The sequence below is a fragment of the Kitasatospora sp. NPDC058170 genome (genome assembly GCF_042883905.1).
Classification (GTDB): domain Bacteria; phylum Actinomycetota; class Actinomycetes; order Streptomycetales; family Streptomycetaceae; genus Kitasatospora.
The window spans coordinates 21659-47081 of record NZ_JBHVUV010000030.1; the positions used below are offsets into that span (position 1 = coordinate 21659).

Annotated in this window: 23 protein-coding genes and 2 riboswitches; of the genes, 13 read left to right on the forward strand and 10 right to left on the reverse strand. The window is 75.4% G+C overall.

All coding sequences use genetic code 11. From position 1 onward, the window contains the following. Positions 1–157: 157 nt before the first annotated feature. From ACFVVX_RS29480 to ACFVVX_RS29500, 5 genes are all read right to left on the reverse strand, one after another. Positions 158–1435 (reverse strand): glutamate synthase-related protein, encoded by a 1278-nt coding sequence (locus ACFVVX_RS29480; RefSeq protein ID WP_387949954.1) that lies wholly within the window; start codon positions 1433–1435, stop codon positions 158–160. Further along, positions 1432–2448: an asparagine synthetase A gene (locus ACFVVX_RS29485; protein ID WP_387949956.1), complete on the reverse strand. Its 1017-nt coding sequence runs from the start codon at positions 2446–2448 to the stop codon at positions 1432–1434. Before ACFVVX_RS29485 ends, ACFVVX_RS29480 begins: the two co-directional genes overlap by 4 nt. Before the next feature lie 19 nt (positions 2449–2467). Continuing rightward, on the reverse strand, positions 2468–3787 hold the full coding sequence (locus ACFVVX_RS29490) for a methylaspartate mutase (protein WP_387949958.1): 1320 nt from the start codon (positions 3785–3787) through the stop codon (positions 2468–2470). Next, entirely contained in the window at positions 3784–4227 is a 444-nt protein-coding gene (locus tag ACFVVX_RS29495; protein ID WP_387949959.1) for a cobalamin B12-binding domain-containing protein, read from the reverse strand. Before ACFVVX_RS29495 ends, ACFVVX_RS29490 begins: the two co-directional genes overlap by 4 nt. A 203-nt stretch (positions 4228–4430) precedes the next feature. Further along, a complete protein-coding gene (locus ACFVVX_RS29500; RefSeq protein ID WP_387949961.1) occupies positions 4431–5741 on the reverse strand; it encodes a helix-turn-helix domain-containing protein in 1311 nt (436 codons plus the stop codon). 391 nt (positions 5742–6132) lie between these two features. Then, positions 6133–6271: riboswitch (cobalamin riboswitch) on the forward strand. Between the two features lie 101 nt (positions 6272–6372). Here ACFVVX_RS29500 and ACFVVX_RS29505 point away from each other — a divergent pair. Further along, positions 6373–7467 (forward strand): peptidase, encoded by a 1095-nt coding sequence (locus ACFVVX_RS29505; RefSeq protein WP_387949963.1) that lies wholly within the window; start codon positions 6373–6375, stop codon positions 7465–7467. Positions 7468–7486: 19 nt separating this feature from the next. Continuing rightward, on the forward strand, positions 7487–7951 hold the full coding sequence (locus ACFVVX_RS29510; protein ID WP_387949965.1) for a flagellar hook-length control protein FliK: 465 nt from the start codon (positions 7487–7489) through the stop codon (positions 7949–7951). 162 nt (positions 7952–8113) lie between these two features. On the opposite strand, the gene ACFVVX_RS29515 is transcribed toward ACFVVX_RS29510, so the two are convergent. The 3 genes from ACFVVX_RS29515 to ACFVVX_RS29525 all read right to left on the reverse strand — a co-directional run bounded on the left by ACFVVX_RS29515 (position 8114) and on the right by ACFVVX_RS29525 (position 11925). Further along, positions 8114–9385 carry a serine hydrolase domain-containing protein gene (locus ACFVVX_RS29515; protein ID WP_387949967.1) on the reverse strand — a complete coding sequence of 424 codons (1272 nt, stop codon included), beginning with the start codon at positions 9383–9385 and terminating at the stop codon, positions 8114–8116. A 339-nt stretch (positions 9386–9724) separates the two neighbouring features. Further along, positions 9725–11092, reverse strand: a complete 1368-nt coding sequence (locus ACFVVX_RS29520; RefSeq protein ID WP_387949969.1) for an ALF repeat-containing protein — start codon at positions 11090–11092, stop codon at positions 9725–9727. 260 nt (positions 11093–11352) lie between these two features. Next, positions 11353–11925: a rhodanese-like domain-containing protein gene (locus ACFVVX_RS29525; protein WP_387949970.1), complete on the reverse strand. Its 573-nt coding sequence runs from the start codon at positions 11923–11925 to the stop codon at positions 11353–11355. 67 nt (positions 11926–11992) lie between these two features. On the opposite strand from ACFVVX_RS29525, the gene ACFVVX_RS29530 reads away from it, so the two are divergent. Continuing rightward, positions 11993–12271: a metal-sensitive transcriptional regulator gene (locus ACFVVX_RS29530; RefSeq protein ID WP_387949971.1), complete on the forward strand. Its 279-nt coding sequence runs from the start codon at positions 11993–11995 to the stop codon at positions 12269–12271. 76 nt (positions 12272–12347) lie between these two features. Here ACFVVX_RS29530 and ACFVVX_RS29535 read toward each other — a convergent pair whose 3' ends face one another. Together ACFVVX_RS29535 and ACFVVX_RS29540 are read right to left on the reverse strand one after the other, a co-directional pair. After that, the gene (locus tag ACFVVX_RS29535) at positions 12348–13109 is read right to left on the reverse strand and encodes a TSUP family transporter (protein ID WP_387949973.1); all 762 of its coding nucleotides are present in this window, start codon (positions 13107–13109) and stop codon (positions 12348–12350) included. Positions 13110–13279: 170 nt separating this feature from the next. Continuing rightward, a complete protein-coding gene (locus ACFVVX_RS29540) occupies positions 13280–14653 on the reverse strand; it encodes a rhodanese-like domain-containing protein (RefSeq protein WP_387949975.1) in 1374 nt (457 codons plus the stop codon). A gap of 279 nt (positions 14654–14932) precedes the next feature. On the opposite strand from ACFVVX_RS29540, the gene ACFVVX_RS29545 reads away from it, so the two are divergent. The 10 genes from ACFVVX_RS29545 (at position 14933) to ACFVVX_RS29590 (ending at position 25354) form a co-directional block, all read left to right on the forward strand. Continuing rightward, entirely contained in the window at positions 14933–15472 is a 540-nt protein-coding gene (locus ACFVVX_RS29545; protein WP_387949977.1) for a carboxymuconolactone decarboxylase family protein, read from the forward strand. A 157-nt stretch (positions 15473–15629) separates the two neighbouring features. After that, positions 15630–15786, forward strand: a riboswitch (cobalamin riboswitch). A 103-nt stretch (positions 15787–15889) separates the two neighbouring features. Then, complete coding sequence (locus ACFVVX_RS29550; protein ID WP_387949979.1) at positions 15890–17665, forward strand: prenyltransferase/squalene oxidase repeat-containing protein; 1776 nt, start codon at positions 15890–15892, stop codon at positions 17663–17665. Then, positions 17662–18885 (forward strand): hypothetical protein, encoded by a 1224-nt coding sequence (locus tag ACFVVX_RS29555; protein WP_387949981.1) that lies wholly within the window; start codon positions 17662–17664, stop codon positions 18883–18885. Before ACFVVX_RS29550 ends, ACFVVX_RS29555 begins: the two co-directional genes overlap by 4 nt. A 70-nt stretch (positions 18886–18955) precedes the next feature. Beyond that, positions 18956–20110 carry a CbiQ family ECF transporter T component gene (locus tag ACFVVX_RS29560; RefSeq protein ID WP_387949982.1) on the forward strand — a complete coding sequence of 385 codons (1155 nt, stop codon included), beginning with the start codon at positions 18956–18958 and terminating at the stop codon, positions 20108–20110. After that, positions 20107–21744 carry an ABC transporter ATP-binding protein gene (locus ACFVVX_RS29565; protein ID WP_387949984.1) on the forward strand — a complete coding sequence of 546 codons (1638 nt, stop codon included), beginning with the start codon at positions 20107–20109 and terminating at the stop codon, positions 21742–21744. Before ACFVVX_RS29560 ends, ACFVVX_RS29565 begins: the two co-directional genes overlap by 4 nt. Continuing rightward, positions 21741–22652 carry an ECF transporter S component gene (locus ACFVVX_RS29570; RefSeq protein ID WP_387949986.1) on the forward strand — a complete coding sequence of 304 codons (912 nt, stop codon included), beginning with the start codon at positions 21741–21743 and terminating at the stop codon, positions 22650–22652. Before ACFVVX_RS29565 ends, ACFVVX_RS29570 begins: the two co-directional genes overlap by 4 nt. A gap of 57 nt (positions 22653–22709) precedes the next feature. Continuing rightward, positions 22710–22913: a hypothetical protein gene (locus ACFVVX_RS29575; protein WP_387949987.1), complete on the forward strand. Its 204-nt coding sequence runs from the start codon at positions 22710–22712 to the stop codon at positions 22911–22913. Next, entirely contained in the window at positions 22910–23377 is a 468-nt protein-coding gene (locus ACFVVX_RS29580) for an SsgA family sporulation/cell division regulator (protein ID WP_387949988.1), read from the forward strand. The genes ACFVVX_RS29575 and ACFVVX_RS29580 overlap by 4 nt, the downstream gene beginning before the upstream one ends. 276 nt (positions 23378–23653) lie before the next feature. Then, positions 23654–24913 (forward strand): phenylacetate--CoA ligase PaaK, encoded by a 1260-nt coding sequence (gene paaK / locus ACFVVX_RS29585; RefSeq protein WP_387950075.1) that lies wholly within the window; start codon positions 23654–23656, stop codon positions 24911–24913. Positions 24914–25144: 231 nt separating this feature from the next. After that, the gene (locus ACFVVX_RS29590; protein ID WP_387949990.1) at positions 25145–25354 is read left to right on the forward strand and encodes a hypothetical protein; all 210 of its coding nucleotides are present in this window, start codon (positions 25145–25147) and stop codon (positions 25352–25354) included. The last annotated feature ends 69 nt before the right edge of the window (positions 25355–25423 follow it).

The window sequence follows — 25423 nt, forward strand, 5'->3', positions numbered from 1 at the left end:
GGTGAGCTGCGCTGCCGTTGGGCTGCATTGCCGTTGGGCTGCGCTGTCGGTGGGCCGTATTTCCGGCGGCTGTGCTCCGGCCGCTCGTTCCCGGATTTCGGTCCGAGGAATTCCGGAGGATATGCCGGGCGTGGAGCCGGGCGTGGAGCCGGGCGTTCTAGCGGACGGGCTCCGTGGGGGACCAGACGTCATCGCGGTCCAGGGCCTGCGGCGTGTACTTGCCGAGCGCGCTGATCAGCAGGCGGAGCTCCAGCGCGAGGCACTGGGTGAAACGGGTCAGACCGGCCTCCCGGTCCTCGGCCGCGGCGAGCAGCGCCGCCCGCCCGAGGCCCACCGCGCGGGCCCCCAGGGCCAGGCTCTTGACGGCCCGGCTGCCCTCCCAGATCCGCCCGGACACCAGCAGACAGGGCGGCGGGTCGGCGGCCAGCCGGCGCAGGCACTCCGCCAGCGGCAGTCCGACGTGCCGCGGGAAGGCCCCGGGCGCCCAGCCCGTGCCGCCCTCGGCGCCGTCCACCGTGACGGCGTCCGCCCCGGCCTCGGCGGCCACCCGCGCGGCCAGTGCGACGTCCCGGCCGGGGTGCAGCTTCACCCAGACCCGCGCCCGCGGGAAGTTGTTGCGCATCAAACGGATCTGCTGGCGCAGGATCTCCGCGGTGAAGGTGCCCGGGGTGCTGGAGCGCAGCACCCGGCCCTCGCCGAACACCGGGTCCAGGCCGTACCGGTCGCCGACCCGCGCGGCCGCCTCGGCGTCCAGCACCGTCATGCCGCCGAGGCCGGGCTTGGCGCCCTGGCCCACCTTCAGTTCGAAGGCCAGCCGCCCGGACTCCAGCAGCGGCAGCGCGGCCGGGTCGCTGTAGACCAGGTTCCACACCTCCGCGTCGGCGTCCTCGGTGCTCTGCTGGACGGCCACCCCGCCCAGGCCGTCCGCGCCGCCCTGTGCGGTGCCTTCCGCGAGGCCGTCGGTGTAGGCCCGCAGCCGGCCCAGCAGCGCGCGGTCGGCGTCCTCGCCGAGCCGGCCGTAGCCGTTCACCGGCACCACGTTCTCGCCGATCACCATCGGCACGCCCAGCGCGCCGGCCTGGCGGGAGAGGGCGAGCCCGAGGTCGCCGCCGGCCGCCCGGGTGGAGCCCAGTGCGGAGACGTAGACCGGCAGCGCCGAGCGGAACCCGCCGATGTCGGTGGCGAGTTCGACGTCCCGGTAGTCCGGCTCCCGGCCGAGGTCGATCAGCCGCGCCAGCCGCTGCGGCATGAACACCGGCGGGACGATCCGCAGCGCGTCCAGCCCGTCCGGCCCGTCCGCCGTACCGTCCGGATGCCCGGCGCCGAACAGCACCCGGCCGTACTCCCCGGCGGGCGGGAAGGCGGCCGCCACGCCGGTGCGGGCACGCAGCCGGACCTCCTCCTCGGGGAAGTCCGGTGCCAGCAGGTCGCTCACGGCGACACCACCCCGGCCAGCTTGGGGAACGCGCTGGCCTGCCAGACGGCGTCCAGCCCGGCGACGTAGCGGGTCAGCCGCTCGACGCCGATGCCGAAGCCCGCGCTGGCCGGCACGCCCTCGCGCACCAGGTCCAGGTACCAGCGGTACTTCTGCGGGTTCTCACCGGTCTCCCGCATCCGGGTCACGATGTCGGCGTAGTCGTTGGTGCGCTGGCTGCCGCTGCAGAGCTCGCCGTAGCCCTCCGGTGCGAGCAGGTCGAAGTTGCGCAGCAGGCCCGGCTGTTCGGGGCACTCGCGGTCGTAGAAGCCGCGCGAGCCCTTCGGGTAGTCGGTGACGAACAGCGGGCGGTCCCGCCGGGAGGAGAGCAACGCCTCGCCGGCCCAGTCGAGTTCGGCGTCCGGGCTCTGCGGGTGGCCCGCCCCGCGCAGCTCGGCGACGGCCTCGGCGTGCCGCATCCGCCCGAACGAGCCCTTCAGCAGCTCGGTGAAGGCGCCGACGTCCCGGCCCAGTTCGGCGAACTCCTTGGGCAGCTCGCGCACGGTGCTGGCGACCATGTGCACCACCAGGTCCTCGACCAGCTGGACGGCCTCGTCCCGGTCGGCGCCCGCGACCTCCACGTCGAGCTGGTGGAACTCGGCCAGGTGCCGGCTGGTGCCGGCCGTCTCCAGCGGCTCCAGCCGGACGTTCGGCGCGATGCAGAAGATCTTGTCGAAGGCCAGCAGCGAGGCCTGCTTGTACAGGATGGCACTGGTCATCAGCTTGTAGCGGTGCCCGTAGAAGTCGATGTCGACCTGCTTGGAGCCGCGCGCGCCCGGGTCGGTCACCGGGCCGATGATCGGCGGCAGCAGCTCGGTGAACCCGTGGCCGCGCAGGTACTCGCGGGCCGCGCTGAGCAGCTGGTGCTGGATCCGCAGCGCGCTGCGGGTGGTCGGTGATGTCAGGTGCCGCCCGGGGTCGGTCGGCGGTGTGTGCCCGGGGCCGGTCGTCGCGGTGAGCCCGTCTTCGGTCATGGCGTGTGGGTCCCATCCCTCAGAGTGAAGCGGATATGCCTGGTGCGGAGATCCCCGGTGGCGGGGGAGCGTGTGCGGCCCGGCCCGGGGCCTGCTGCGCGCGGTGGTCGTAGGTGCGCTGCACGTACGAGAGCGCGGTGAGGAGCTCGGCCGAGCCGAGGATCGGCGGGCGTCCGGTGCCCGTGGTCCCGGCGATCGGCATCGAGCCGACCGCGGACCAGTGCAGCCGGCCGTCCGGCCCGAGCGCGCTGCGGGACCGGCCGGCGTTGTCCGGGTGCAGGCAGTACGGCACGTCGAGGTACCCGGCCGCGAAGGCCCGCACCAGCGCCCGTCCGAGGTCGGCGTCCAGCCCGAGGACGGCCTCGATCAGCGCCCGGGCCTCCGCCTCGATACCGGTGTCCGGTGCCCGGGGGCCGGGCGGGCGGCCGCGTTCGTCCGCGGCGGCGGCCGCGGCGGCCTCCAGCGCCTGGACGTTCTCGGCGATGGTGGGGATGCGGTGCGCCTCGGCCGTGGTCTTGACGATCAGTCGGGCCGCGCCGGAGCGCACCGACAGCCGGGCCGCCTCCTCCAGCAGCAGCCGGGCCCCGCCGGGCGAGCGCGGGTACACCCCCATGTAGGTGTAGACGACGATGTGCCAGTCCACGTCGGGCAGCAGCTCGGCGGCGATCCGGCCGAGCGCCGTGAGGGCCTCCTCGTCCTGGCGCAGGTTCGCCTGCTGGGCGTAGCTGAGGGAGACGCTGCGCAGCCCGTGCTGCCGGAAGAACAGCGCCTCCAGCACGCTGATCGCGATCAGCAGGCCGGGCGGGCAGAGCTGGCCCATCATGCAGCCGCCGAACGTCTCCAGATGCGGCTCGGCGCCGAACTCCCGGATCGAGGCGAGCAGTTCGCAGCAGCGCTGCCAGCAGGCCACCGCCTCGTGCAGCGGCGTGCGGCTGTACGGCAGGCAGTACGAGACCGGCCCGCCCTCGGTGGCGTCCAGGCCGGCCGCCAGCAGCGCGGCGAAGATCTTCTCCGGCAGCGCGGAGCCGTGCCGGACCTGTACCGGGAACCCGGCGTCCGCGACCCCGCGCAGCACCCCCCGGGTGACGTCCACCGGGTGGGTGGCGATCGGGTAGCCGTTGAGGCCGGCGCCCTCGGTCAGGGCCCGCCGGGCCGCGGCGTGGTCGCCGGTCCGGGTGTAGCTGTCCAGGGTGATCGTGCCGACCGTGACGGCGGCGGCTGCCCGGGTGGCGAGCAGGCCGTCGCGCATCAGCAGCGGGTCGCCCATCCCCATCCGGGGCTGGACCACCAGCGCGCCGGCCGCCCTGGCCTGCCCGACGAAGGTGCCGAACGCCGTCACAGCAGTACCCCGGAGTGCAGCGCCCGGACGAAGGTGCGGAACTCCTCCACCGACCCGCCCTCCTCGAAGACGCCGTCGAAGCCGGCCGCCAGCAGGGCCTGCGGACGGCCGGGGTCGTTGGAGCCGGCGATGCCGAGCTTGCCGCCGATCACGGTCGGGGTGCGCCGCAGCTCCGGGCGGGCCCGCAGGGCGGAGATCACCCGCAGGCCCTCCTGGTAGCCGTGCCCGTTGACGCTGCTCAGGACGATCAGGTCCGGCTCGATCCGGCGGCACTCGGCGACGATCAGTTCGTCCGGGACGCACGCGCCCAGATTGGTCACCCGGTGGCCGAGCTCCTCCAACAGCAGCTGAAGGAACACCAGATTCCAGGTGTGGGAATCCGAGGCCATGGTCGTCACGACGACCTCCAGAGCGGACTTCTCGACCTTTCCTTGCTCCACGGCACAACCCTCGTCGGTAGAAATCGGCAGAAACGGGAATCCTGGCCACTCCGGGAGTCTCCGGGTACTCGGACCGGCTGCCCGGCGGATCCGAACACCCGGGCTGCACCGGCTCGTCGCGGCCCGGTGAGTGCTTTCCCGGAGAACGCTAGGCACGCCCCGCCCCCGCGACCGGCAGCTCGTCCGGCAAGATGCGGGCAGGATCAGCCCGCCACCGCCTCCAGCAGCGGGAACACGGTGTGCCCGCCGCCGCGGGCGGCCCCGACCGGCGACAGCCAGCGCTCACGCTCCTCCCGGCAGATCAGCCGGCAGAGGTTCAGCACCGTGAAGCGGACCCCGTCCTGGGCCGGCACACTGCGGATCAGCCCGCGGGACAGCAGCTCGTGCACCGCCCCGAGGCACTCCTGCGGCGTCCACCCGCTCAGCGCCACCGCGTCCTCGCCCGACCACGCGCCGGGCTCGGCCACGAGCAGGTCCAGCAGGGCGCGCTGGCCGAGCGTCAGCCGCAGCAGCGCCGTGCCCAGGGACTCCCGGACGTCGCCGCGCCCGCTGTACGCCACCGGCGGCGAGGCGAACTGGAACGGGCCGTCCGCCAGCCGGGCCACCAGCTGCCGGGGCGACTGCACCAGGGTCCAGGCGGCCGCGGGCTCCAGCGCGCCGGGCAGGCCGTCCAGGTGCCGGCAGAGCGCGGCGACCGCGGGCGCCTCCTCGGGCTCCAGCCGGAAGCCGGGCCGCAGCCGGCGGATGTGCGCGAGCAGCAGCCGCACCGAGCCGACCTCGGCCAGCGCGACCGGATCGTGGTCCAGCTCGGGGCCGGGGGTGGGCAGCGGTGCCAGCGGGATCACCTGACCGCCCGGCAGCGCCTGCGGCACCTGGGCGGTGATCAGGACCCGCAGGCCGGGGCAGCGGTGGAACAGCCAGTCCAGCAGGGCCGGGTCCACCCCGTCGTCGGCGCCGTCCAGCACCAGCAGGGTGGGCCGGTCGCCGATCGTGCGGGCCAGCTCCTCGTGCCGCGCCCGGTCGGTGTCCGGACCTCTGCGGCAGTCCACCCAGTGCACCGACCAGCGGGCCGCGAGGTGCAGCCGCCGGGCCACCTCCAGGACCAGCCGGGTCTTGCCGACCCCGCCGAGCCCCACCACCGAGACCAGCCGGTCCCCGTGCACGGCGAGGGCGTCGGCCAGCACCTCGACCTCCACCTCCCGCCCGACGATCGCCCCCCGGGCCACCGGCGGCGCGGTCGGCTCGCCGTCCGGCTCCTCGCCCAGCACCCGCCGGCGCGCCGCCGCCTCGAACACCGACCGGCTGCGCCCCTCCAGCCGCAGCGCGTCCGCCAGCAGCCGGACCGTCTCCTGCCGCGGGCGCTGCACCCGCCCGCTCTCCATGTCGCGGATCGCCCGGACACTGAGGGTCGCGTGATCGGCCAGGCACTGCTGGGTCAGACCGACCCGTTCGCGCCGCACCCTGAGCAACTCCCCGAATCCCGCCGTCGACTGCTCCGACTGACCGCCGTCCATGCCTCGTCTGCCTTCCGTGCGTTGGACAACAACGGAGGTCCGGTCGATCCCGTCGGCCACCGCCCAGCTGCGCCGATGGCGCGGGAGCCCCGCCCGGCCGTGGTGTGCCGAACGGATCCCGGTGGCTGGGCGGTGGCCGACGTGCCGGTTTCTCCGGGACCTGATGCTCCATGCAGCGGTTCTACGTCCGATCAACGGCCGATCACCGAGCCGATCACCGAGTCGACGACCGAATCGGCCGCCGGGCCGGTTGCCGGGCCGGTTGCCGGGTCGCTCGCAGGTGCGGGGCGGGTGACACGGGATCGGCCGCGCGTGCCAGGCGGGTGGCGGGCGGATGGCGGGCCGGCCCCGGGCTGTGACGCGGCAGGGCCTTGACCCTGTCCCGGCGGCGCCGACATGATGAGCCGTCATTGTTCTGAACTCCGCCGACGGGGGAAGTCCGGTCCGAATCCGGCGCTGACCCGCAACGGTAGGCCGCCGACGGCTGTCGGCGGCGAGCCCGAGTACCCGCCGGCGGAGCTGTGTGTCCCCTCCTCCCGTCGTGGTCTGCGGGCCGGAGCTCCGACGGCTGCCCGGCCCCGCCCGGCCGGTATCCGGTGGACCCGTGCGCCCAGGCCCGGAAAGGCACCCCATGCCCGTCCGCCACCGGACCCTCGGCCTCCTGGCGATACCCGCGCTGGTCCTCGGCGCCGTCCTGCCCGCCTCCGCCGCCCACGCCGCCCCGGCCACCGGCGCCCACACGACCGGCGCCCACACCACGGGACCGGGTACCGCCACCCTGCGCCCGGACGCCGCCGCGGCCGGCTGGCTCGCCCGCCAGCTCGTCAACGGCGACCACTTCGAGAGCGTCTTCGACGGCACCGCCTACCCGGACCAGGGCCTCACCATCGACGCCGTGCTCGCCTTCGCCGCCGCGGGCGGCTCCGACCAGGCCGCGGCCCGGGCCACCGCCTGGCTGGCCAGGCCCGAGATCCTGGCCGGATACCTCGGCGACGGCACCACCGAGGCCTACGCGGGCGCGACCGCCAAGCTGCTGCTGGCCGCCGAGGTCCGCGGCGAGAACCCGAACGCCTTCGGCGGCGTCGACCTCCCGGCCCGGCTCCGCTCCCTGCTGAGCGCGAGCGGCCGGTTCTCCGACCGCTCGCAGTGGGGCGACTACAGCAACGCCTTCGGCCAGTCGCTCGCGCTGATCTCTTTGCAGCGCACACCCGAGGGCGCCCCGGCGGCCGCCGTCGACTTCCTCGCCGGCACCCAGTGCGCCGACGGCGGCTTCCCCGTCGCCTTCGGCCAGGCCACCTGCACCGCCGACCCGGACGCCACCGCACTGGCCGCGCAGGCCCTGGCGGCCACCGGCCGCACGGCCAAGGCGCAGGCCGGCCTCGGCTGGCTGACCGCCCACCAGAACGCCGACGGCGGCTTCGCGGCCGCCGGCGCCGCCGCCTCGAACGCCAACAGCACCGGCCTGGCCACCGAGGCGCTGCTGTCCGCCGGGCACCTCGTCCCGGGCCTCAAGGGCTGGGGCCGACTGGTCAAGTTCCAGCAGGGCTGCTCGGCCGCCCCCGCGCTGCGCGGCGCCGTCGCCTACGACGCCACCGGCTTCAACGCCGCCACCGGCGTCCGGGCCACCGCCCAGGCCGTCCTGGGCCTCTCCGGCAAGGGCCTCGCCGCGCTCACCGCGCACGGCGCCCGCCCGGCCGACCCCGTCCTGGCCTGCCCGGCCCGCTGACCCGACAGGAGCACACCGGATGAGCACCATGCGCACGCGCCGCACCTTCGGCTCGCTCGCCGCCACGGCCGTCCTCACCGCCGGCCTGCTCGGCGCCTCCGGGGTCCAGGCCCCGCAGGCGAGCGCCGCCGCCTGCAGCGGGACCACCGGGGTCACCGTCGTGGTCGACTTCACCGCCCTGGGCGGCGGCACCGAGACCGGCTGCGCCGTCGGCGACCCGGCCAGCGGCCTGGCCGCCCTGACCGGCGCCGGGTTCCCGTACGCGTTCCACCCGCGCTTCCCGGGCTTCGTCTGCAAGATCAAGGCGCTGCCCACCACCTGCACCAACCCGACCGGCACCGCGTACTGGTCGTACTGGCACGCGCAGCACGGCGGCGCCTGGTCGTACAGCAGCCTGGGGGCGGGCAGCTACAACCCGGCGCCCGGCGAGGTCGAGGGCTGGTCCTTCGGCGCCGGCGCCCAGCCGGGCATCACCGCGCCCTGACGCCCCGCCTCGGCCCCTTCCCGCAGGAGGGGCCGAGGCACCCGGGCCCGCCCGGATCCGGTCACCGGGCCCCTCGTCAACGGCCCCTCGTCAACGGTCCCTCGTCAACGGTCCCTCGTCAACGGCCTCTCGTCGACGGGCCTTTCGCCAACGGGCCTTTCGTCAGCGGCCGCCGCAGAACGCCGCCTCCAGGAACCCCTGCATCGCCGCGAGCTGGGCCATCTGCTCCGGCCCGTCGCCGCGGCCGGTGTAGGAGAGCGCGACCTGGCGGTCGGCCGTGCCCCAGAGCTGGGTGTCGAAGCCGAAGATGCCCCCGTTGTGCCCGAGCACCGGCCCGCAGGAGAGCTGGAACCGCGCCAGGCCCAGGCCGTAGTCGAGCTGGTGCGCGCCCGGCTCGGTCGGCACCATCGAGGTCAGCTCCCGCATCAGCCACGGCGGCAGCAACCGCCCCGTCACCAGGGCCCGTTCGAATCGGAGCAGGTCGTCCGTGGTGGAGATCAGCTCCCCGGCGGCGCCGGCCCAGGAGGGGTTGTGCTCGGTGACGTCGACATCCGTCGTGCGGACCGCCCCCGCCTCCTCGACGATCGTCCAGTACCCGTGGGCGTGCGGGCCGGGGATCGCGGTCGCGGTGCCGGGGAAGAGGCTGTGGTCCATCCCGAGCGGGCGCAGCAGACGGCGGGTGATCTCCTGGCCGTACCCGCGGCCGGTGGTCCGCTCGATGATCATGCCGAGCAGCGTGTAGTTGACGTTGGAGTACCTCCACTCGGAGCCGGGCGGGAAGTACGGCGGGTGGGCCGCCGAGGCGGCGACCAGCTGCTGCGCGGTGACGGTGCGCCGGAGCCCGCCGTCGGCGACCCAGGCGCGGAACACCGCCGGGTCGAACAGCTCGGGGAAGATCCCGCCGCTCTCGTTGGTCGGATCCCACAACCCCGAGGTGTGGTTGAGCAGTTGGCGCACCGTGATGCCCGCACCGTTCGGGACCAGGCCCGGCAGCCGCTGCTCCACGGTGTCGTCCAGGCCGAGGCGGCCCTCGCCCGCCAACTGCAGGACGGTGGTGGCGACGAACATCTTGGTCACGCTGCCCGCCCGGAACCGGCCGTCCGCGCGGACCGGTGCGCCGGTCGCCGTGTCGGCCACGCCCGAGGCGCCGCGCCACACCCCGCCGCGGTCGCGCACCTCGGCGATGGCGGACACCGCCCCGGCACCGGTCAGCGCGGTCAGCGCCGCCTGCCGCCGCCGGTCGGCGGACCGCCCGTTCGAGTCGGCCGAGTCTGCCGGGTCTGCCGGGTCTGCCGGGTCTGCCTGTTCGGCCTGTTGGGCTTGTTCGGCCTGTTCGCCTGAGGCGGTGAGGGTGACGGCGAGGGCGGGGGCCGCGGGTGCGGCCAGGGCGAGGCAGACCGCTGCGGCCAGGACGCAGGCGAGACGGCGTTTCATGGGTTTTCCTCCCGGGCTGGGGCGGGGGGTGTCCGCCTCCGACCTCAGCCTCCCGGCTGTTCGCCCCCGGAGCGTCGCCCTGACTGAGGACCCGCCTCTCGCCCTGCGGGTGGACCCGGGTACGCCGCCGGAAGGAGACGTCCCCGTAAGGGAGTTGGGGTTTCGTCCTCCCGGTGGGGGTGGACCTGGTCGCGGTGCGCCCACTCGGCCGGCCGGCCGGATCGGGCCGTAGGGTCGGAACGGGCCGGGGCGGCACGGGTGGGGAACGCACCGTGCCCCGGCCGGTCGGCCGGGGCACGGGTAGTGGGAACGGGTGCGGGTGCGGGAGGAGACCCGCCGTCAGCGCTTGGTGGAGCGGCGGCGGGAGACGACCAGCAGGCCGGCTCCGGCGACGATGGCCGTGGCGCCGGCGGCGGCCTTCCAGTCGAGCCCCTCGTCCGTCCCGGTGGTGGCGAGCCGCTCGGAGGCCGGGGCCGCCGTGGCGACCGCGGGCGCCTGGGCGGAGGCCGCCGCCGTGGTGGGCTTCGCCGTGCCCGTCGCGACCTCGGCGGCCTGGACGGGCTGCACGGGCCGGGCGGCCTGAACCGTCTGTCCGGTCGGGCCTGCCTGGGAGCTCGGCTGCTCGCCGCCGCGGTCCGGCAGCTGGACCGGCTGGGCGGGCTTCGCCGTGCCGGCCGCGTTGGCCTCGTCCTCGGCGCGGGCCTTGAACTGGCCGTCCTTGAGGAAGGCGAGGACGTTCTGGTACGTGCCGTCGAGCGCGGCCTGTGCGGCCTTCCGGACGGCGGGGCCGCCCGTCTCCAGGAGCTGGGAGACCTTCACCCGGTCGTCGCTCTCGCGCAGGGGCCCGAGTTCGGTCTCGAAGAAGCGGCGGAGGTCGGCGGGAGTGCCGTCGAGCGCCTTCCGGGCGGCCTCCTGGACGCGCGGCCCGGTCTCCTTGTCGGAGAGGAGGGCGAGGATCTCGACCCGGTCGTCCTCGGCGCGGGCCGTGTACTGGCCCTCGTTCAGGAACGCGAGGAGCGCCTCGCGGGTGTTGGTCCTGAGCGCCCGGTCGGCCGCATCCCGCACGGCGCGGCCGCCGACGCCCGCGATCTGGGCCGTCCTCAGCCGGTAGTCGCTGACACGCGCCTCGTCGAGGCCCACGTCGAGGAAGTGGCGCAGCTCGGCGGCGGTGCCGTTGACGACCTTCCGGGCGGCGTCGCGGACGGCGTACCCGGTCTCCTTGTCGTCGATGATCCGCTGGACCTCCGCGCGGTCGTCGTCCTCGGCGCGGGCCTTGTACCGGCCCTCCTTGAGGAAGGCGAGGATGTCCTGGTACGTGCCGTCGAGCGCGGCCTGCGCGGCCTTCCGGACGGCGGGGCCGCCGGAGGCGAGGAGCTTGGAGACCTCGACCCGGTCGTCGTCCTGGCGCTGCTTGTCGAGTTCGACCTCCAGGAAGTGCCGCAGGTCGGCGGCGGTGCCGGCGAGGGCCTTCTCGGCGGCACCGCGGACGCCGGGCCCGGTCGTCCGGTCCGCCAGGATCCGCCTGATCTCGGCGCGGTCCCGTTCCTCCTGGGTCGCGTCGTGGTCCGCCGCGGCGGTGGACGCCGTGCCCGGACCGGAGACCCCGACGGGCTTCGGCTGCTCGGCGGCCGAGGCCGTCGACGGGAACAGGACGGTGGGGGCCAGTGCGGCGGCGGCGAGCACGGCGGCCACCTTCGGGAACTTCATCGAGCAGACCTGCTTCTTGAACGGAGGTCACGGAGATCCGCGGACCCGGCCAGCATAGATCTTTTCGTATGATCGTGATAACGCCATTTCCCTGGGCCGCCGCGTCAACATCAGCTGGCCATGGGCGTTTTGACCGGACAATTCCGACACGGCCGAGGGCGGCGGGCGTATGCGGGTACCTGCGCACCGGCAGGCGGCCGGGTGCCTGCCGCCCTGTCAGGCCGTACCGGGTTGCCGTACCGGGTTTTGCCGGGGCGGGATCAGCCGGCCAGTTGCCGCAGGGTGTCCTGGAGGGAGGCCGTGCTCCCGGGGCGCCGGTTGTGGGGCAGCCTGGCGAGGAGCGCGGCCATCCCGCAGGTGTTGGTGGCGCCGGAGTAGACGAGTCCGGCGCCTATGGCCCCGGACAGCCAGTGGGCGGGGGACCAGGCGAGGCCGGCCAGGAATCCGGTGAGGGCGAGGGCGCCGGCGGCGAGTCGGACCTGGCGGTCCATGGGCCAGGTGGCGCGGGCGCCGGCGGGGCGTTCGACCTCGTGGCCTGCGGCGGCCCAGGCGGCGGTGCCCCCGTCGAGGGTGGCGGCGTCGATGCCGTGGGCGGCCAGCTGGACGCAGCTCCGGGCGGATCGGGCCCCGGAGGCGCAGGCGATCAGGAGCGGTGTGCGCCGGGCGGCCGCCTTCAGGGCGTCGACGGCCTCGTCCAGCCGGTCCAGGGGGACGTTGTGGGCGCCGGGCAGGTGGCCGGTGGCGTACTCGCCGGGGGTGCGGACGTCGATCACGGTGAACTCGCCGAAACGGGTGGCGGCCTGGGCGGGGGTGAGTGCGGTGGGGGTGGTCACGGAGCGTGTGCCCTTCTGGGGGAGCCCCTGCGGTAGGATACCCGCGGGGGTATGTGAGGAGGTTGGTGTGCAACTCGACATGGATGCCGTGGAGCTGAAGTCGGCGCTGAACCGGCTGCGGCGGGCGCAGGGTCAGCTCGCCGGAGTGATCAAGATGATCGAGGAGGGCCGGGACTGTGAGGACGTCGTCACGCAGTTGTCCGCGGTCTCCAAGGCGCTGGACCGGGCCGGGTTCGCGATCATCGCGACGGGCCTGCAGCAGTGCATGACCGACGAGGACCCGCAGGTACGGGACTCCGCGCAGATGCGGGCCCGGCTGGAGAAGCTGTTCCTCTCGCTGGCCTGAGAGTTGCGCGTCCCCCGTGGGGCCTGCCGCGGACGCCCCGGACGACCGGGTGTCCGGGGCGGGCCCCACGGGCGGTTCACAGCAGGGCGCCGGTCGCCATCGCGGCGGCCACGGTCAGCAGCAGGGAGCCGAAGATCCGTTGCAGGGTGGCGGGCCGGACCTTCGCGGACAGCCGCTTGCCGTCCCAGGCGCCGAGGACCGCCGTCGCGATGAACGGCATGATCAGGGACCAGTCCAGGCTGACCTCGGTGGACGCGCGGGCCGCGAGTGCGACCAGGGCGTTGGCGATGATGACCAGCAGGCTGGTGCCGACGGCCGCGCTCATCGGCACCGCCAGCGCCGCCACCAGGGCGGGGACGGCGAGGAAGCCGCCGCCGACCCCGAGGAACCCGGTCACCGCGCCCAGCGCGGCCCCCGCCCCCGCCGCGCGGGGCGCCGACACCGCACCCTTCGCCGATACGCCTCCCGTCGCCGCGGGCGTCCGCCCGCGCACCATGCGCAGTCCGGCGAGCACCGCCAGCGCGGCGAAGGCCAGGGTCAGCGCGGCGGCGGGAATGCGTACGGACAGCAGCCCGGCCGCGGCGGCGGGCAGCAGTCCGGCCGCGGCGAACAGCAGACCGGGCCGCCAGAGCACCGCTCCCGCCCGGGCGTGGGCCACCAGTGCGGTGAGCGAGGTGGCGATCACGATGATCAGGCTGGCGGTGGTGGCCCCGGCCGGGCTGAAGCCGAGCAGGTAGACCAGCGCGGGAACGGCCAGGATGCTTCCGCCCGCCCCGAGCGAGCCCAGGGCGAGGCCGACCAGCGCCCCGGCGAGGAGGGCGAGGACGAGCGCGGTCATATCGCGGTGCCCGCCGTCCCGTCCTCAGGCGTCCGATGCGCCCGGGCGGGCGTGCCGCGGCCGGGGCCGCGAGGTGACACAAGCATGGTGATTCCTCAAGGTGCGCCCGTTCCGCCGGCCCGGGTCGGGCCGGGCGGAACGGGGTGGTGCGGCGGAACGGGGTGGTGCGGTCAGGACCGGGCGGGCGGGGTGAGCGTGAGGCCGGCCGCCGCGGCGGCCGGGTAGCCGTCGTCGACGGCCACCACCCGGCGCCCGGCGGCGTCCAGGACGGAGGCGGCGATCGCCGCCCGCATCCCGCCGGCGCAGTGCACCCACACCGTCCCGGCGGGCACCTCGTGAAGGCGCCGGTGGACTTCGTGGACCGGGACGTGCACGCTCCCCTCGATCCAGCCGCCGGCCCGCTCGCCGTCGCGGCGCACATCCAGCACCACCACGTCCTCACCCCGCCCGCGTGCGGCGGCCAGGTCGGCGAACGTCGCCCGCGGGAACGAGGCGAGCGGCACCTCGCCGCCGACCCAGTCGGCGGGCGAGCCGACGGCCGCGGCGGCCGGGCGGTCGATGCCCACCCGGGCCAGCTCGCGCTGCGCCCGGGAGACCTCCTCGGCGCTCCGGGCGAGCAGCGTCACCGGCCGGCCCCACGGGACCATCCACGCCAGGTAGGTGGCCAGCTGCCCGTCGACCTCGAAGTTGAACGAGCCCGCCACGTGGCCCTCGGCGAAGGCCGTGCGGCTGCGCAGGTCCACCACCCACTCCCCGGCGGCCAGGCGGCGGGCGATCTCCCCGGCGTCGGCGCGGCGCGGCGCGGTCAGGTCCAGTGGGGCGGGGCCGGCGGCGTTGGCCGGGCCCATGTGGGCGTAGTAGGCCGGCACGTCGTCCAGCCCGGCCAGCAGTTCCGCGACGAAGGTCTCGACGTCCTGGACCAGCGCCGGGTTGGACGCCTTCTCCACGCCGATCGTGCTGCCCTCGCCGCCGGCCTGGGCGGAGGAGCAGAAGCTGCCGAACCCGTGCGTGGGCATCACCGCGACCTCGTCGTCCAGCTCGGCGGCCAGGCGGTGCGCGGAGGCGTGCTGTGCGCGCGCCAGCTCCTCGGTCAGGCGCGGCTCGACCAGGTCCGGCCGGCCCACGCTTCCGATCAGCAGGGACCCGCCGGTGAACGCGGCGACGGCGTGCCCTTCGTGCTCCAGTACGTAGGAGGTGTGGTGCGGGGTGTGCCCCGGAGTGGCCACGGCCCGCAGCACCAGGCCCTCGTCGATCTCCTCGACGTCGCCGTCGGCGACCGCGACCCGCTCGTACGCCACCGACGCCCCGGCGGGCACCAGGTAGCGGGCGCCGGTCACCCGGGCCAGCTCCAGACCGCCGCTGACGTAGTCGTTGTGGACGTGCGTCTCGGCGACCGCCGCGATCCGCACCCCGCGCCGGGCCGCCGCGGCGATCACCCGGTCGATGTCCCGCGGCGGATCCACCACCACCGCGGTCCGGGGCCCGCCCGCGAGATGGCTCCGGTTGCCCAGGCCTTCGGTCTCCAGGATGTCGGCAAAGAACACGGCACACTCTCCCTCGTCGCGCAGTTACCCCCCGGGGTATCTGGATCCACCGTAACAGAAATACCTGGGGGGGTATTTTTGGGAGGGTGCGACGGTCGCCACACGGACCGGTTCACGCTCGTGCCGACGGAAGGGCCCGCGCTCGTCGGCGGCCGGCCGGGGCCGTCCTGCGGGCCGTTCGCCCGCCGCCGGTATTCAGCAATCCGGAAGATGGTCCGGCTGTCCGGGGGCCGGGAGCATGGGGCGGTCCACAGCCGAACCGCCCGGAGGGAACGCATAGTGCCGCACATCAGGATCGGGAACGACCTGCCCGGTATCAGTGGTCTGATGGTGGAGCGCCCGGATACGGCCGCGCCGCTGAACCAGCTGGCCGAAGCGCTGCTGCGCGGCCCGTCCCCGCTGCCGCGCGGTGAGCGGGAGCTGATCGCCTCGTACGTGTCGGAGCTCAACGGGACGCGGTTCTGCTCCGAGTCGCACGGGGCCTTCGCGGCCGCCCAGCTCGACGGCGGCCTCGACGTGGTGACGGCAGTGAAGACGGACCTCGAAACCGCGCCGGTGTCACCGCAGTTGCGGGCGCTGCTGCGGATCGCGGCCGAGGTGCAGGCGCAGGTCGGCCCGGTCTCGGAGGCGGCCGTCAAGGCGGCGCGCGCGGAGGGGGCGGGCGACGGGGAGATCCACGACACCGTCCTGATCGCGGCGGCCTTCTGTATGTACAACCGCTACGTCGACTGTCTCGCCACCGAGCTTCCGGCGGACCGGAGTTACTACACCGAGGGAGCCGTGCGGATCGTCGAGCGCGGCTACGGCAGCCCGCGCTGACCGGCGGCGCCACCGGGTACCGCACCTGACGCCGCACGACGGTCCTCGCGCGATCCACTGCGCGAGGGCCGTCGTGCCGTGTCGGCCACGGGTGTTGGCGTTCGGGGGGCCGCTGTCCGGGTCGGTGAACTCGGCGGTGTGCGGCCGGGCGACACGTTGACCACGGATTGTGCGCCGTGGTCTGATGAAGCGTTTTTTCCTCCTCGGCAGCAGGGGAAGCCGGTCCGAATCCGGCGCTGACCCGCAACCGTAGGCCTGGTCCCCGAGAGGGGCACGGGCGAGCCGGAATGCCTGCGCCGGGGGTTTTCGAGCAACACGAGCGCCGTCGCGGACTGCGGTGCGATGGTGACGGCTGCCCCGGTACGGGCACGCCGTTCGCTGCGCACGGCCCCGCGTCGACCGACTGGGGAGTGTCCGGTGAAGGTCCGCAGCACCCGTACGAGCGGCAGAGACCGCCGCACCCTGTCCCTCGCCGCGGCCACCGCGTTCGCCGTGGCGGCGGGCAGCGCCGTCCTGTTCGGCTACTCCGGCTCCGCCGCCGCCGACCCGATGGACGAGTGCACCGCGACCTCCGGCGCCGTCGTGGCCGTCGACTTCGGGCCCTGGGGCGGCGGCATCGTGGGCGGCTGCGACGCCCACCCGCCCACCGGGATGAACCTGCTGCACAACGCCGGGTTCAGCACCGCCACCCTCGCCCACGACGTCACCACCCCGCAGCCCGGCGGCCGGACGCCCGACCTCGCCAAGGGCTCCGGCTACCTCACCGCCCCGGCCAGGCTGCTCGACGGCCACTACTACGAGGCCTTCCCCGACTCCGGCTTCGCCGACTTCGGCCTCACCATCGACGCGGCCTTCGCCCTCGCCGCCACCGGCACCGACGACCCCGCGCTGCGCCGGATCGCCGACTTCCTCGACGGGCGCGGCACCGACGGCAGCGGCCGCACCGCGGACGACTGGACGGGGATCGGCTCCGAGTACGCGGGCGGCGGCTCGATCGGCAAGGAGGCGCTGCTGGCCGAGGTCGTCGGCCGGGACCCGCACCGCTTCGGCGGGCAGGACCTGATCGCCGCACTGGCGAAGACGGTCTGCGCCGCACCCAGCCCCGCGCCCGACACCTCCTGCGCGGCGGCGGGCAACTACACCTACGCCACCTCGGTGTTCTCCCAGGCGCTCGGCATCATGGCGCAGCTGCGGGCCGGGGACACCGCGGCGGCCGCCGGCCCGGTCGGCTACCTGAAGGGCCTTCAGCACCCGGACGGCTCCTGGCCCAGCCTGATCCCCGCCACCGGGGACTCGGACGTGGACAGCACCGCGATGGCCGCGATGGCCCTCGCGCTGCTCACCGACGACCCCGCGGCGCAGCAGGCGGTGGACCGGGCGGCGGCCTGGATCGCCGGCCGGCAGCTGGCCGACGGCGGCTTCCCCGGTGCGGCCGGGGACTCCACCAACTCCGCCGCCCTCGCCGTCCAGGGCCTGAGCCTGCGGGCCGCCTCGTACGGCGCGGCGATCGCCCGGGCCCGGGACTTCCTGACCGGGCAGCAGAACGCGGACGGCGGCTTCAACGTCGCGGCCGGGGGACAGCAGGGCTCGGACGTCCGGGCCTCCACCCAGGCGCTGGGCGGGACGGTCGGGACCTCCTTCGGGACGCTGAGCCGCCCACTGGGCGGGACGCAGCCGACCGGTTCGCCCTCGCCGACGGCGTCCCCCACGGCGACCACTTCGCCGACGGCCACCGGCTCCCCGACGGCGACCGCCTCGCCGACCGCGACGACGTCCCCGACCGCGACCGCCTCGCCCACCGCGACCACGTCCCCGACCGCGACAGCCTCGCCCACCGCGACCACGTCCCCGACCGCGACGGCGTCCCCGAGTGCGACCGCCTCGCCGACCGGGACCGGGACCGCCACGCCGACCGGCACCATCCCGACCGGCACGCCTCCCGAGTCCGCCCCGCCCGCCGGCGGCGCCCCCGCCCCCGGCCGGACCGACAACCGCCCGGGCCCCGGCGACTCCACCGCGTACCCCGCGGTCCCGGTCCGCCTCGACGTGCCCGTGCCGTCCGGCTCCGGTCTCGCGAGCACCGGCACCGAGGTGGAGCCGATCGCCCTCACGGCCCTGGCCCTGCTGCTGGCCGGCGGCGCCGCCGTCGCCTACGCCCGCCGTACCCGTTCGTCCGCTGGGAGGCACCGGTGAACCGTTCGACGCTCAACCGGCCGGCCGGAGTTGTGGCCGTGCTGACCCTGCTCGCCGCCGCGCTCGGCCTGGCCGGCCCGGCGGCGGCGGACCCGCTGCCCCTCGGCCGCTGCACCACGAGTTCCGGGGTGGTGCTCGCGGTGGACCTCGCCAAGTGGGGCGGCCCGCTGCTGCGCTCCTGCGGCACCACCCCGACCACCGGGTACACCCTGCTCAACCAGGGCGGCTGGCGGACCGCCGGCACCGGGCACGACGGCCCGGCGTTCATCTGCCGGATCGGCTACAGCGGCTACCAGGGCGGCAAGCAGTTCCCGCCGCCCGAGCAGGAGAAGTGCGTGCTGACGCCGCCCGCGACGGCGTACTGGTCCTACTGGCACGCCGACCCGGGTGAGAACACCTGGTCGTACAGCCAGCTCGGCGCGATGAGCTACCACCCGAAGCCGGGCAGCGTCGACCTGTGGATCTTCGGCGCGACCAACATCGAGGGCACCGAGGGGCGTCCGGCGTACTCGCCCGACACCGTCCGGGCGCTCAACGCCGAGCCGGTGGGCGAGGGCACGGGAGGGACCGGGACGGCCGGCACGACCGGTTCCTCCGGTTCGACCGGCTCCGCAGGTACCTCCGGCACGACCGGGACCTCCGGTTCGACCGGCTCCACGGGCACGACCGGCTCCACCGGCTCGGCGGGTTCGACCGGCACGGCCGGCACGACCGGCTCCGGTTCCGCCGGCGCAACCGGAGCCGGTCAGGGAACGGCCGCCGGTGGTTCGACCGGCGGCGGCACGGCGGGCAGCGGTGCCGCCGCCGGCGGAGGAGGCTCCGCCACCGGGGGAGCCGGCTCCGGCGGCACGGGGCGCAAGCCCGCACCCTCCACCGCCGCCCGGACCACGCCGCCGCCCGCCACCGGCGCGGCCCCGGAGACCACGGCCACCGAGCCCCCGCCCGCCGACCCGTCGCCCGAGCAGCCGCCCGCGCCCACCGCGGACCCGGCCGCCGCCGTGACACCCACCGACACCCCGGCCGCCACCCCGGAGACCACCCCTCCCACGGCCACCCCGTCGCCCTCCGGCACCTCCCGGGTGGTGGACGCCGAACCGGTCGCCGACGCGCCGCACGACACGGGTTCGATCGCGCCCGGCCTGGTCGCCGTGGCGATCGTCCTCGGGCTCGGCCTCGCCACGCTGCTGGCCGCCCGGCGCCGCCGCCGGCAGGCGGACTGATCCTGTGCCGACCCCCCGCCCCGCCGAGCGCACCGCCCGGCCCCCGGAGCCCGTCTCCGGGTGCCGCCGGGTGCCGCGTACCCTGCACCCGCTGGCCTGGTGGATCTGGGCGCTGGCCCTCGCCACCGCCGCGGGCCGCACCACCAACCCGCTGATCCTGCTGACCGTCCTCGCCGTGCTCGGCTACGTGGTCACCGCCCGCCGCACCGAGGCCCCCTGGGCGCGCGGCTTCCGCTACTACCTGTGGCTGGCCTTGGCCGTGGTGGCGATCCGGGTGGTGTTCCGCTGCGTCTTCGCCACCGGCATCACCCCGCAGGACCACCTGCTGTTCTCCCTCCCGCACCTCCCGACGCCCGCCTGGTACGCGGGGATCGAGATCGGCGGACCGGTCTCGCTGGAGGCCACCCTCTCGGCGGCCTTCGACGGGCTGCGCCTGGCCTGCCTGCTCTGCTGCATCGGCGCGGCCAACACCCTGGCCAACCCGAAGCGGGCGCTGCGGGTGCTGCCGGGCGCCCTGTACGAGCTGGGCGTCGCCGTGACGGTCGCGGTCAGCGTCGCTCCGCAGCTCGTCCAGAGCGTCCAACGGGTCGCCCGGGCCCGGCGGTTGCGTGCCGGAGGCCGGTCGGGGGTGCGGGCGATGCGCGGCATCGTGGTCCCCGTGCTGGAGGACGCGCTGGAACGCTCGCTGCGGCTCGCCGCGGCGATGGACTCGCGCGGCTACGGCCGCTCGGGCACCGCGACCCGGCGCTCCCGCCGGGCCACCGGAGCGCTGATGCTGGCCGGCATGGCCGGGCTCTGCGCGGGCGTGTACGGCCTGCTCGACGGCACCGCGCCCGCCCTGCTCGGCCTGCCCGCCCTGGCGGGCGGCGCGGCACTCTGCTGCGCCGGCCTGGTGCTGGGCGGCCGCCGGGTGAGCCGCACCGGCTACCGGCCCGACCCGTGGCGGGCCGCCGAGTGGGGCGTCGCGGCCTGCGGGGTGATCGCCGCCGTGGTGCTGTTCGCCACCGTCGGCTACTCCGCCACCGAGCTCAACCCCTCGCTCCACCCGCTCGTCTGGCCGCCGCTGCCGGCCGTCCCGACGGCCGCCGTGCTGCTCGCGGGCGCCGCCGGCCTGATCGCCCCGCAGCCCGAGCGCGGCCCCGCGCGCACCGCGGCGCCCGCCCCGGGCGCCGCCCGACCGTCCGACCGCACGCCCGACCGCACGCCCGCCGAGGTGGCCAAGTGATCCGTTTCGACCACGTCGCAGTCCAGTACGAGGGTGCCGCCGAACCGGTGCTGCGCGATGTGGACCTGTACGTCCCCGAGGGCGAGCTCTGCCTGGTGGTCGGGCGGACCGGCGCGGGCAAGTCCACTCTGCTCGGCGCCGTGAACGGCCTCGTCCCGCACTTCACCGGCGGCACCCTGCGCGGCAGCGTCACCGTCGACGGCCGGGACACCGCCGACCACCCGCCGCGTGAACTCGCCGATGTCGTGGGCGTGGTCGGCCAGGATCCGCTGGCCGGCTTCACCACCGACACGGTGGAGGAGGAACTCGCCTACACCATGGAGCAGTTGGCGATCCCTCCGGAGGTCATGCGCAAGCGGGTGGAGGAGACCCTGGACCTGCTCGGCCTGGCCGAGCTGCGGCACCGCGCCCTGCACGAACTCTCCGGCGGACAGCAGCAGCGGGTGGCCATCGGCTCGGTGCTCACGGCGCACCCGCGGATCCTGGTGCTGGACGAACCCACCTCCGCCCTCGACCCGACCGCCGCCGAGGAGGTGCTCGCCGCGATCACCCGGCTGGTGCACGACCTCGGCGTCACCGTGCTGCTCGCCGAGCACCGCCTGGAGCGCGTCGTCCAGTACGCCGACCGGGTCGCCTACCTGCCCGGCGACGGCACCGTCGTGCACGGCCCGCCCGCCGAGGTCTTCGCCCGGACGGCGATCGCGCCACCGGTCGTGCACCTCGGCCGGCTGGCCGGCTGGCAGCCGCTGCCGCTCTCCGTGCGCGACGCCCGCCGGGCCGCCGCCCCGCTGCGGGAGCGCCTCGCCGCCGACCCCCTCCCGCCGCCGCGCCGCCCGCCGGGCGAGGGCGAGGAGGTGCTCGCCGCCCGCAAGGTGGTCGTCCGGTACGGGCCGGTCGCCGCCGTCCGGGAGGTCGACCTGGAGCTGAGGTCCGGGCAGGTCACCGCGCTGATGGGCCGCAACGGCTCCGGCAAGTCCTCGCTGCTCTGGGCCCTGCAGGGCTCCGGCCCCCGACAGGCCGGCACCGTCCGGGTCACCGCCGGGGGCCGGAGCAGCGACCCCAAGCGGCTCTCCGCCGCCGAGGCGAGGCGCCTGGTCGGCCTCGTCCCGCAGACCCCGACCGACCTGCTCTACCTGGAGTCCGTCGCCGAGGAACTCGCCCAGGCCGACCGGGAGTCGGCCACCGCCGACGGACCCTCCGCGCGGGAGGTCCTGGACCGGCTGGCGCCCGGCATCGCGGGCGGGACGCACCCGCGCGACCTCTCCGAAGGGCAGAAGCTCGCCCTGGTGCTGGCCGTCCAACTCGCCGCCGCGCCCCGCGTGGTGCTGCTCGACGAGCCGACCAGGGGCCTGGACTACCGGGCGAAGGAGGCGCTGATCCGGATCGTCGACCAGCTCGCGGCGGAGGGGCGCAGCGTCGTGGTCTCCACCCACGACGTGGAGTTCGTGGCCGCCGCGGCGGACCGGGTGGTGGTGATGGCCGAGGGCGAGGTGGTGGCCGACGGCCCGACCACCGAGGTGATCGTGGCCTCGCCGACCTTCGCCCCCCAGACGGCCAAGGTGCTCGCGCCGCTGCCCTGTCTGACCGTGCGCCAGGTGGAAGAGGCGCTCCGGGCGACGGCGGGTGCGCGGTGACGGCGGTCCGGGCGGCCGCCGTCCGGATCCCCGGCCGGGCGCGGATCGTGGTGGCGTGCGCCGCCTTCATCGGCGTGGTCGCGTTCTGCTGGCCGTTCGTGGTCGCGCCGGGAACGTTCGGGTCCTCCTACGCCCCGCCGCTGATCTTCGGGGCCCTGCTGGTGCTGGTGCTCGCCGTGGTGATCGCGGAGATCTCGGCCGGCGGCATCGACGCCAAGGCGCTCGCCATGCTCGGTGTGCTCTCGGCCGTCAACGCCGGGCTGCGGCCGCTCGGCGCGGGCACCGCCGGGGTGGAGACGGTCTTCTTCGTCCTGGTCCTGGCCGGCCGGGTCTTCGGTCCCGGCTTCGGGTTCACCCTGGGCTGCACCTCGCTGTTCGCCTCCGCGCTGCTGACCGGCGGTGTCGGCCCCTGGATGCCGTACCAGATGTTCGGCTGCGCCTTCGTGGGGATGCTCGCCGGGATGCTGCCGAGGGTGCGCGGGCGCTGGGAGACCGGGCTGCTCGCGGTCTACGGTTCGCTCTCCGGCTACCTCTTCGGCTTCCTGCTGAACCTGTCCTTCTGGCCGTTCTCGCTCGACCCCAGCAGTTCCATCGCCTACCTGCCCGGTCTGCCCTTCACCGAGCAGTGGCACCGTTACCTGCTCTTCGACCTGGCCACCTCGCTGGGCTGGGACACCGGCCGGGCCGTCACCAACCTGATCGCGATCCTGGTGGTCGGACCGGCCGTTCTCACGGTGTTCCGCCGCGCCGCCCGCCGTGCCAACTTCGAGCCCCGGGTGCGGTTCGAACCCTCCGCGCCGGTCGCCGAGCCGGTGCCCGGGGCAGCGGGGGAGGCGCCCGGGGCAGCCGCGGCGGCGGCTGGGGCGGTGCCCGGGGCGGCGGCCGGGGCGGCGGAGGGCGCCCGCTGAGGTCGGGCGTTCGGCCGGGGGAGGGTTACCGCAGGTGGGGTGCGTCGTTCTCCAGACATGAGAAACGACCTCCCCGTCCGCGGCTTCGCCACCGAAGAAACGATTCTTCAGGAGCAGGCGCCGATTTTCGCGCACCTCGCCTCGCTCTGGATCCGCTACGGGCGGACGGTGCCGGGCCAGGCCGATCCGGAGTGGCACCGACTGGCCGCCCCACCGCGGTTCTCCCCGCCGACACCCGGCACCACGGGGGAGTACGCATGACGGGCCGGGAGTTCCCGAAGGTCCCGCCGCAGCGCTCCGGCACGGCGGGGACGGCCCTGTACCTCGAACTGCGGGTGGTGGTCTGCCCAGGCCTCACCGTCCCGGTGCAGGCCTGTCTGCGGTACGACCGGACCGAGCCCTACGCGGTGTACCTGGACAGCCACATCGACCTGGCGGAGCCGATCACCTGGATGTTCGCCCGCGAGCTGCTGGTGACGGGGATGGCGGAGTGGGCGGGGATGGGCGACGTCTGGATCTGCCCGGGCACGGGCGCCGATGCGGAGACTGTCTTCATCTCCCTGGGCGGCGACGACGCCTCCGTCGTCCTGCGCGCCCGGGCCTCCGCTGTCCGGACCTTCCTCGGGTACACCGAGTGCCTGGTCCCGCTCGGCCGCGAGCACGAGCACTTCGACGTGGACGGCCTGGTCCGCCGGCTGCTGGACCACGGGCAGAGCGGTCCCTGAGCGACCGGCCCGGCCGGTACCCGGCAGCCCGGCCCCCGGGCGCCCGGCGATCCGGGTGCCCCGGCACCCCGCGATCCGGCCCGGGGCGGCGGCTTGACAGGCGGTTCGCCCGGCTGGATACCCTGGCCCCGTCGAACGCTGACCGAATGATCGGTAGGTGCATCGGATGGTGGAGTCGTGACGCAGAGCGACGGCGGAGCGGCGGGCCAGGGGATCCCCGGCGCGCCGCACCTCGGCGAGCCCCTCCCGGACGAACTGCTGGACGCCGGGGAGCGGATGACCGTGGCGGAGCTGCGCGCGCAGCAACTCGCGCGCCTGCGGGCCACCCTGCGCCACGCGTACGACCACGTCGAGCTGTACCGGCGGAAGTTCGACGCGGCCGGGGTCGCGCCCGAGGACTGCCGGACCCTGGCGGACCTGGCGCGCTTCCCCTTCACCACCAAGGCCGACCTGCGGGACACCTACCCCTACGGCATGTTCGCCGTCCCGCTGTCGGAGGTCCGCCGGATCCACGCGTCCAGCGGCACGACCGGCCGCCCCACCGTGGTCGGCTACACCGAGCACGACCTTTCGGTCTGGGCCGACCTGATGGCGCGTTCGATCCGGGCGGCGGGCGGGCGACGCGGCCACCGGGTGCACATCGCCTACGGGTACGGGCTGTTCACCGGCGGCCTCGGGGCGCACGACGGGGCCGAGCGGGCCGGGTGCACGGTCATCCCGGCCTCCGGCGGCATGACGGCCCGCCAGGTCCAGCTCATCCAGGACCTCCGGCCCGAGATCATCATGATCACCCCCTCCTACCTGCTCACCCTGCTCGACGAGTTCGAGCGGCAGGGCGTCGACCCGCGCGGCACCTCCCTGCGGATCGGCATCCTCGGCGCCGAACCGTGGACCGAGGAGATGCGCCGGGAGATCGAGGGGCGGACGGGCATCCACGCCGTCGACATCTACGGCCTCTCCGAGGTGATGGGCCCGGGCGTGGCCCAGGAGTGCGTGGAGACCAAGGACGGCCTGCACATCTGGGAGGACCACTTCTACCCGGAGGTGGTGGACCCGCTCACGGACCAGGTGCTGGCCGAGGGCGAGAGCGGCGAGCTCGTCCTCACCTCCCTCACCAAGGAGGCGCTGCCGGTCATCCGCTACCGCACCCGCGACCTGACCCGGCTGCTGCCCGGCACCGCGCGTCCGTCCTTCCGCCGGATGGAGAAGGTCACCGGCCGCAGCGACGACATGATCATCCTGCGCGGGGTGAACCTGTTCCCCACCCAGATCGAGGAGATCCTGCTGCGGACGCCCGGGGTCGCCCCGCACTTCCAGCTGCGGCTGACCCGCCGGGAGCGGCTGGACCGGATGGCGGTCCGCGTCGAGGCCAGGCCCGGCTCCACGGCCGGGGAGCGGGCCGCCGCGGCCGCCGGGATCGCCCGGGACGTGAAGGACGGGGTCGGCGTCACCGTGGAGGTCGAGGTGGTCGAGCCGTACGAGCTGGAGCGGTCGGTCGGCAAGATCCGCCGCATCGTCGACCTGCGGGAGCAGTGAGCACGGGCGGCCGGGCGGCCGGGGAGCGGTGAGCGGCGCCGGAGGGGCGGGGTCGGAGGAGGGAAGCACCCGTCCGGGCGCCGACCGCGTCAGGGAGCCGTCAAGGCCGGCGGTCCACGCGTAGGCCGTGCGTCAAGGCCGGGGCATCCGGGGCCCGGAGGGCATCCACTGGAACGGAGGGCCGCGAGCACGAGCGGCGGCCCGAACCGGTCCTCGAAGGAGCCCACCGCCATGAGCATCGCCCAGGTCGTCCCCGCCGTCGAGCAGCCCCCGAGTCGGACCGCGCCGGACACGGCGCCGGTGCGCCGGCGGACCCGGGCGGCGCTCATCGCCGTCCGCCCGGCGGAGCAGGCGGGCCGGTCCGCCGGATCCGCCGCCGACGAGCCCGTGGTGCGCACCAGGGCCGCGCACTGCCGGATCGCCATGCAGTACCTGGACTGACCCCGCGTCGCCGCCGTCCCGCCGACCCCTCCTCCCACGCCTCCCTCGCCCCGCTGCCCGCAGGAGCAC

What these genes read in the sequence shown, in the direction of transcription:
- ACFVVX_RS29485 (WP_387949956.1), bottom strand. Translation starts at nt 2,448, where the DNA reads ATGACCGAAGACGGGCTCACCGCGACGACCGGCCCCGGGCACACACCG.
- ACFVVX_RS29500 (WP_387949961.1), bottom strand. Translation starts at nt 5,741, where the DNA reads ATGGACGGCGGTCAGTCGGAGCAGTCGACGGCGGGATTCGGGGAGTTG.
- ACFVVX_RS29505 (WP_387949963.1), top strand. Translation starts at nt 6,373, where the DNA reads ATGCCCGTCCGCCACCGGACCCTCGGCCTCCTGGCGATACCCGCGCTG.
- ACFVVX_RS29510 (WP_387949965.1), top strand. Translation starts at nt 7,487, where the DNA reads ATGAGCACCATGCGCACGCGCCGCACCTTCGGCTCGCTCGCCGCCACG.
- ACFVVX_RS29515 (WP_387949967.1), bottom strand. Translation starts at nt 9,385, where the DNA reads ATGAAACGCCGTCTCGCCTGCGTCCTGGCCGCAGCGGTCTGCCTCGCC.
- ACFVVX_RS29520 (WP_387949969.1), bottom strand. Translation starts at nt 11,092, where the DNA reads ATGAAGTTCCCGAAGGTGGCCGCCGTGCTCGCCGCCGCCGCACTGGCC.
- ACFVVX_RS29535 (WP_387949973.1), bottom strand. Translation starts at nt 13,109, where the DNA reads ATGACCGCGCTCGTCCTCGCCCTCCTCGCCGGGGCGCTGGTCGGCCTC.
- ACFVVX_RS29575 (WP_387949987.1), top strand. Translation starts at nt 22,710, where the DNA reads ATGAGAAACGACCTCCCCGTCCGCGGCTTCGCCACCGAAGAAACGATT.
- ACFVVX_RS29580 (WP_387949988.1), top strand. Translation starts at nt 22,910, where the DNA reads ATGACGGGCCGGGAGTTCCCGAAGGTCCCGCCGCAGCGCTCCGGCACG.
- paaK (WP_387950075.1), top strand. Translation starts at nt 23,654, where the DNA reads ATGACCGTGGCGGAGCTGCGCGCGCAGCAACTCGCGCGCCTGCGGGCC.
- ACFVVX_RS29590 (WP_387949990.1), top strand. Translation starts at nt 25,145, where the DNA reads ATGAGCATCGCCCAGGTCGTCCCCGCCGTCGAGCAGCCCCCGAGTCGG.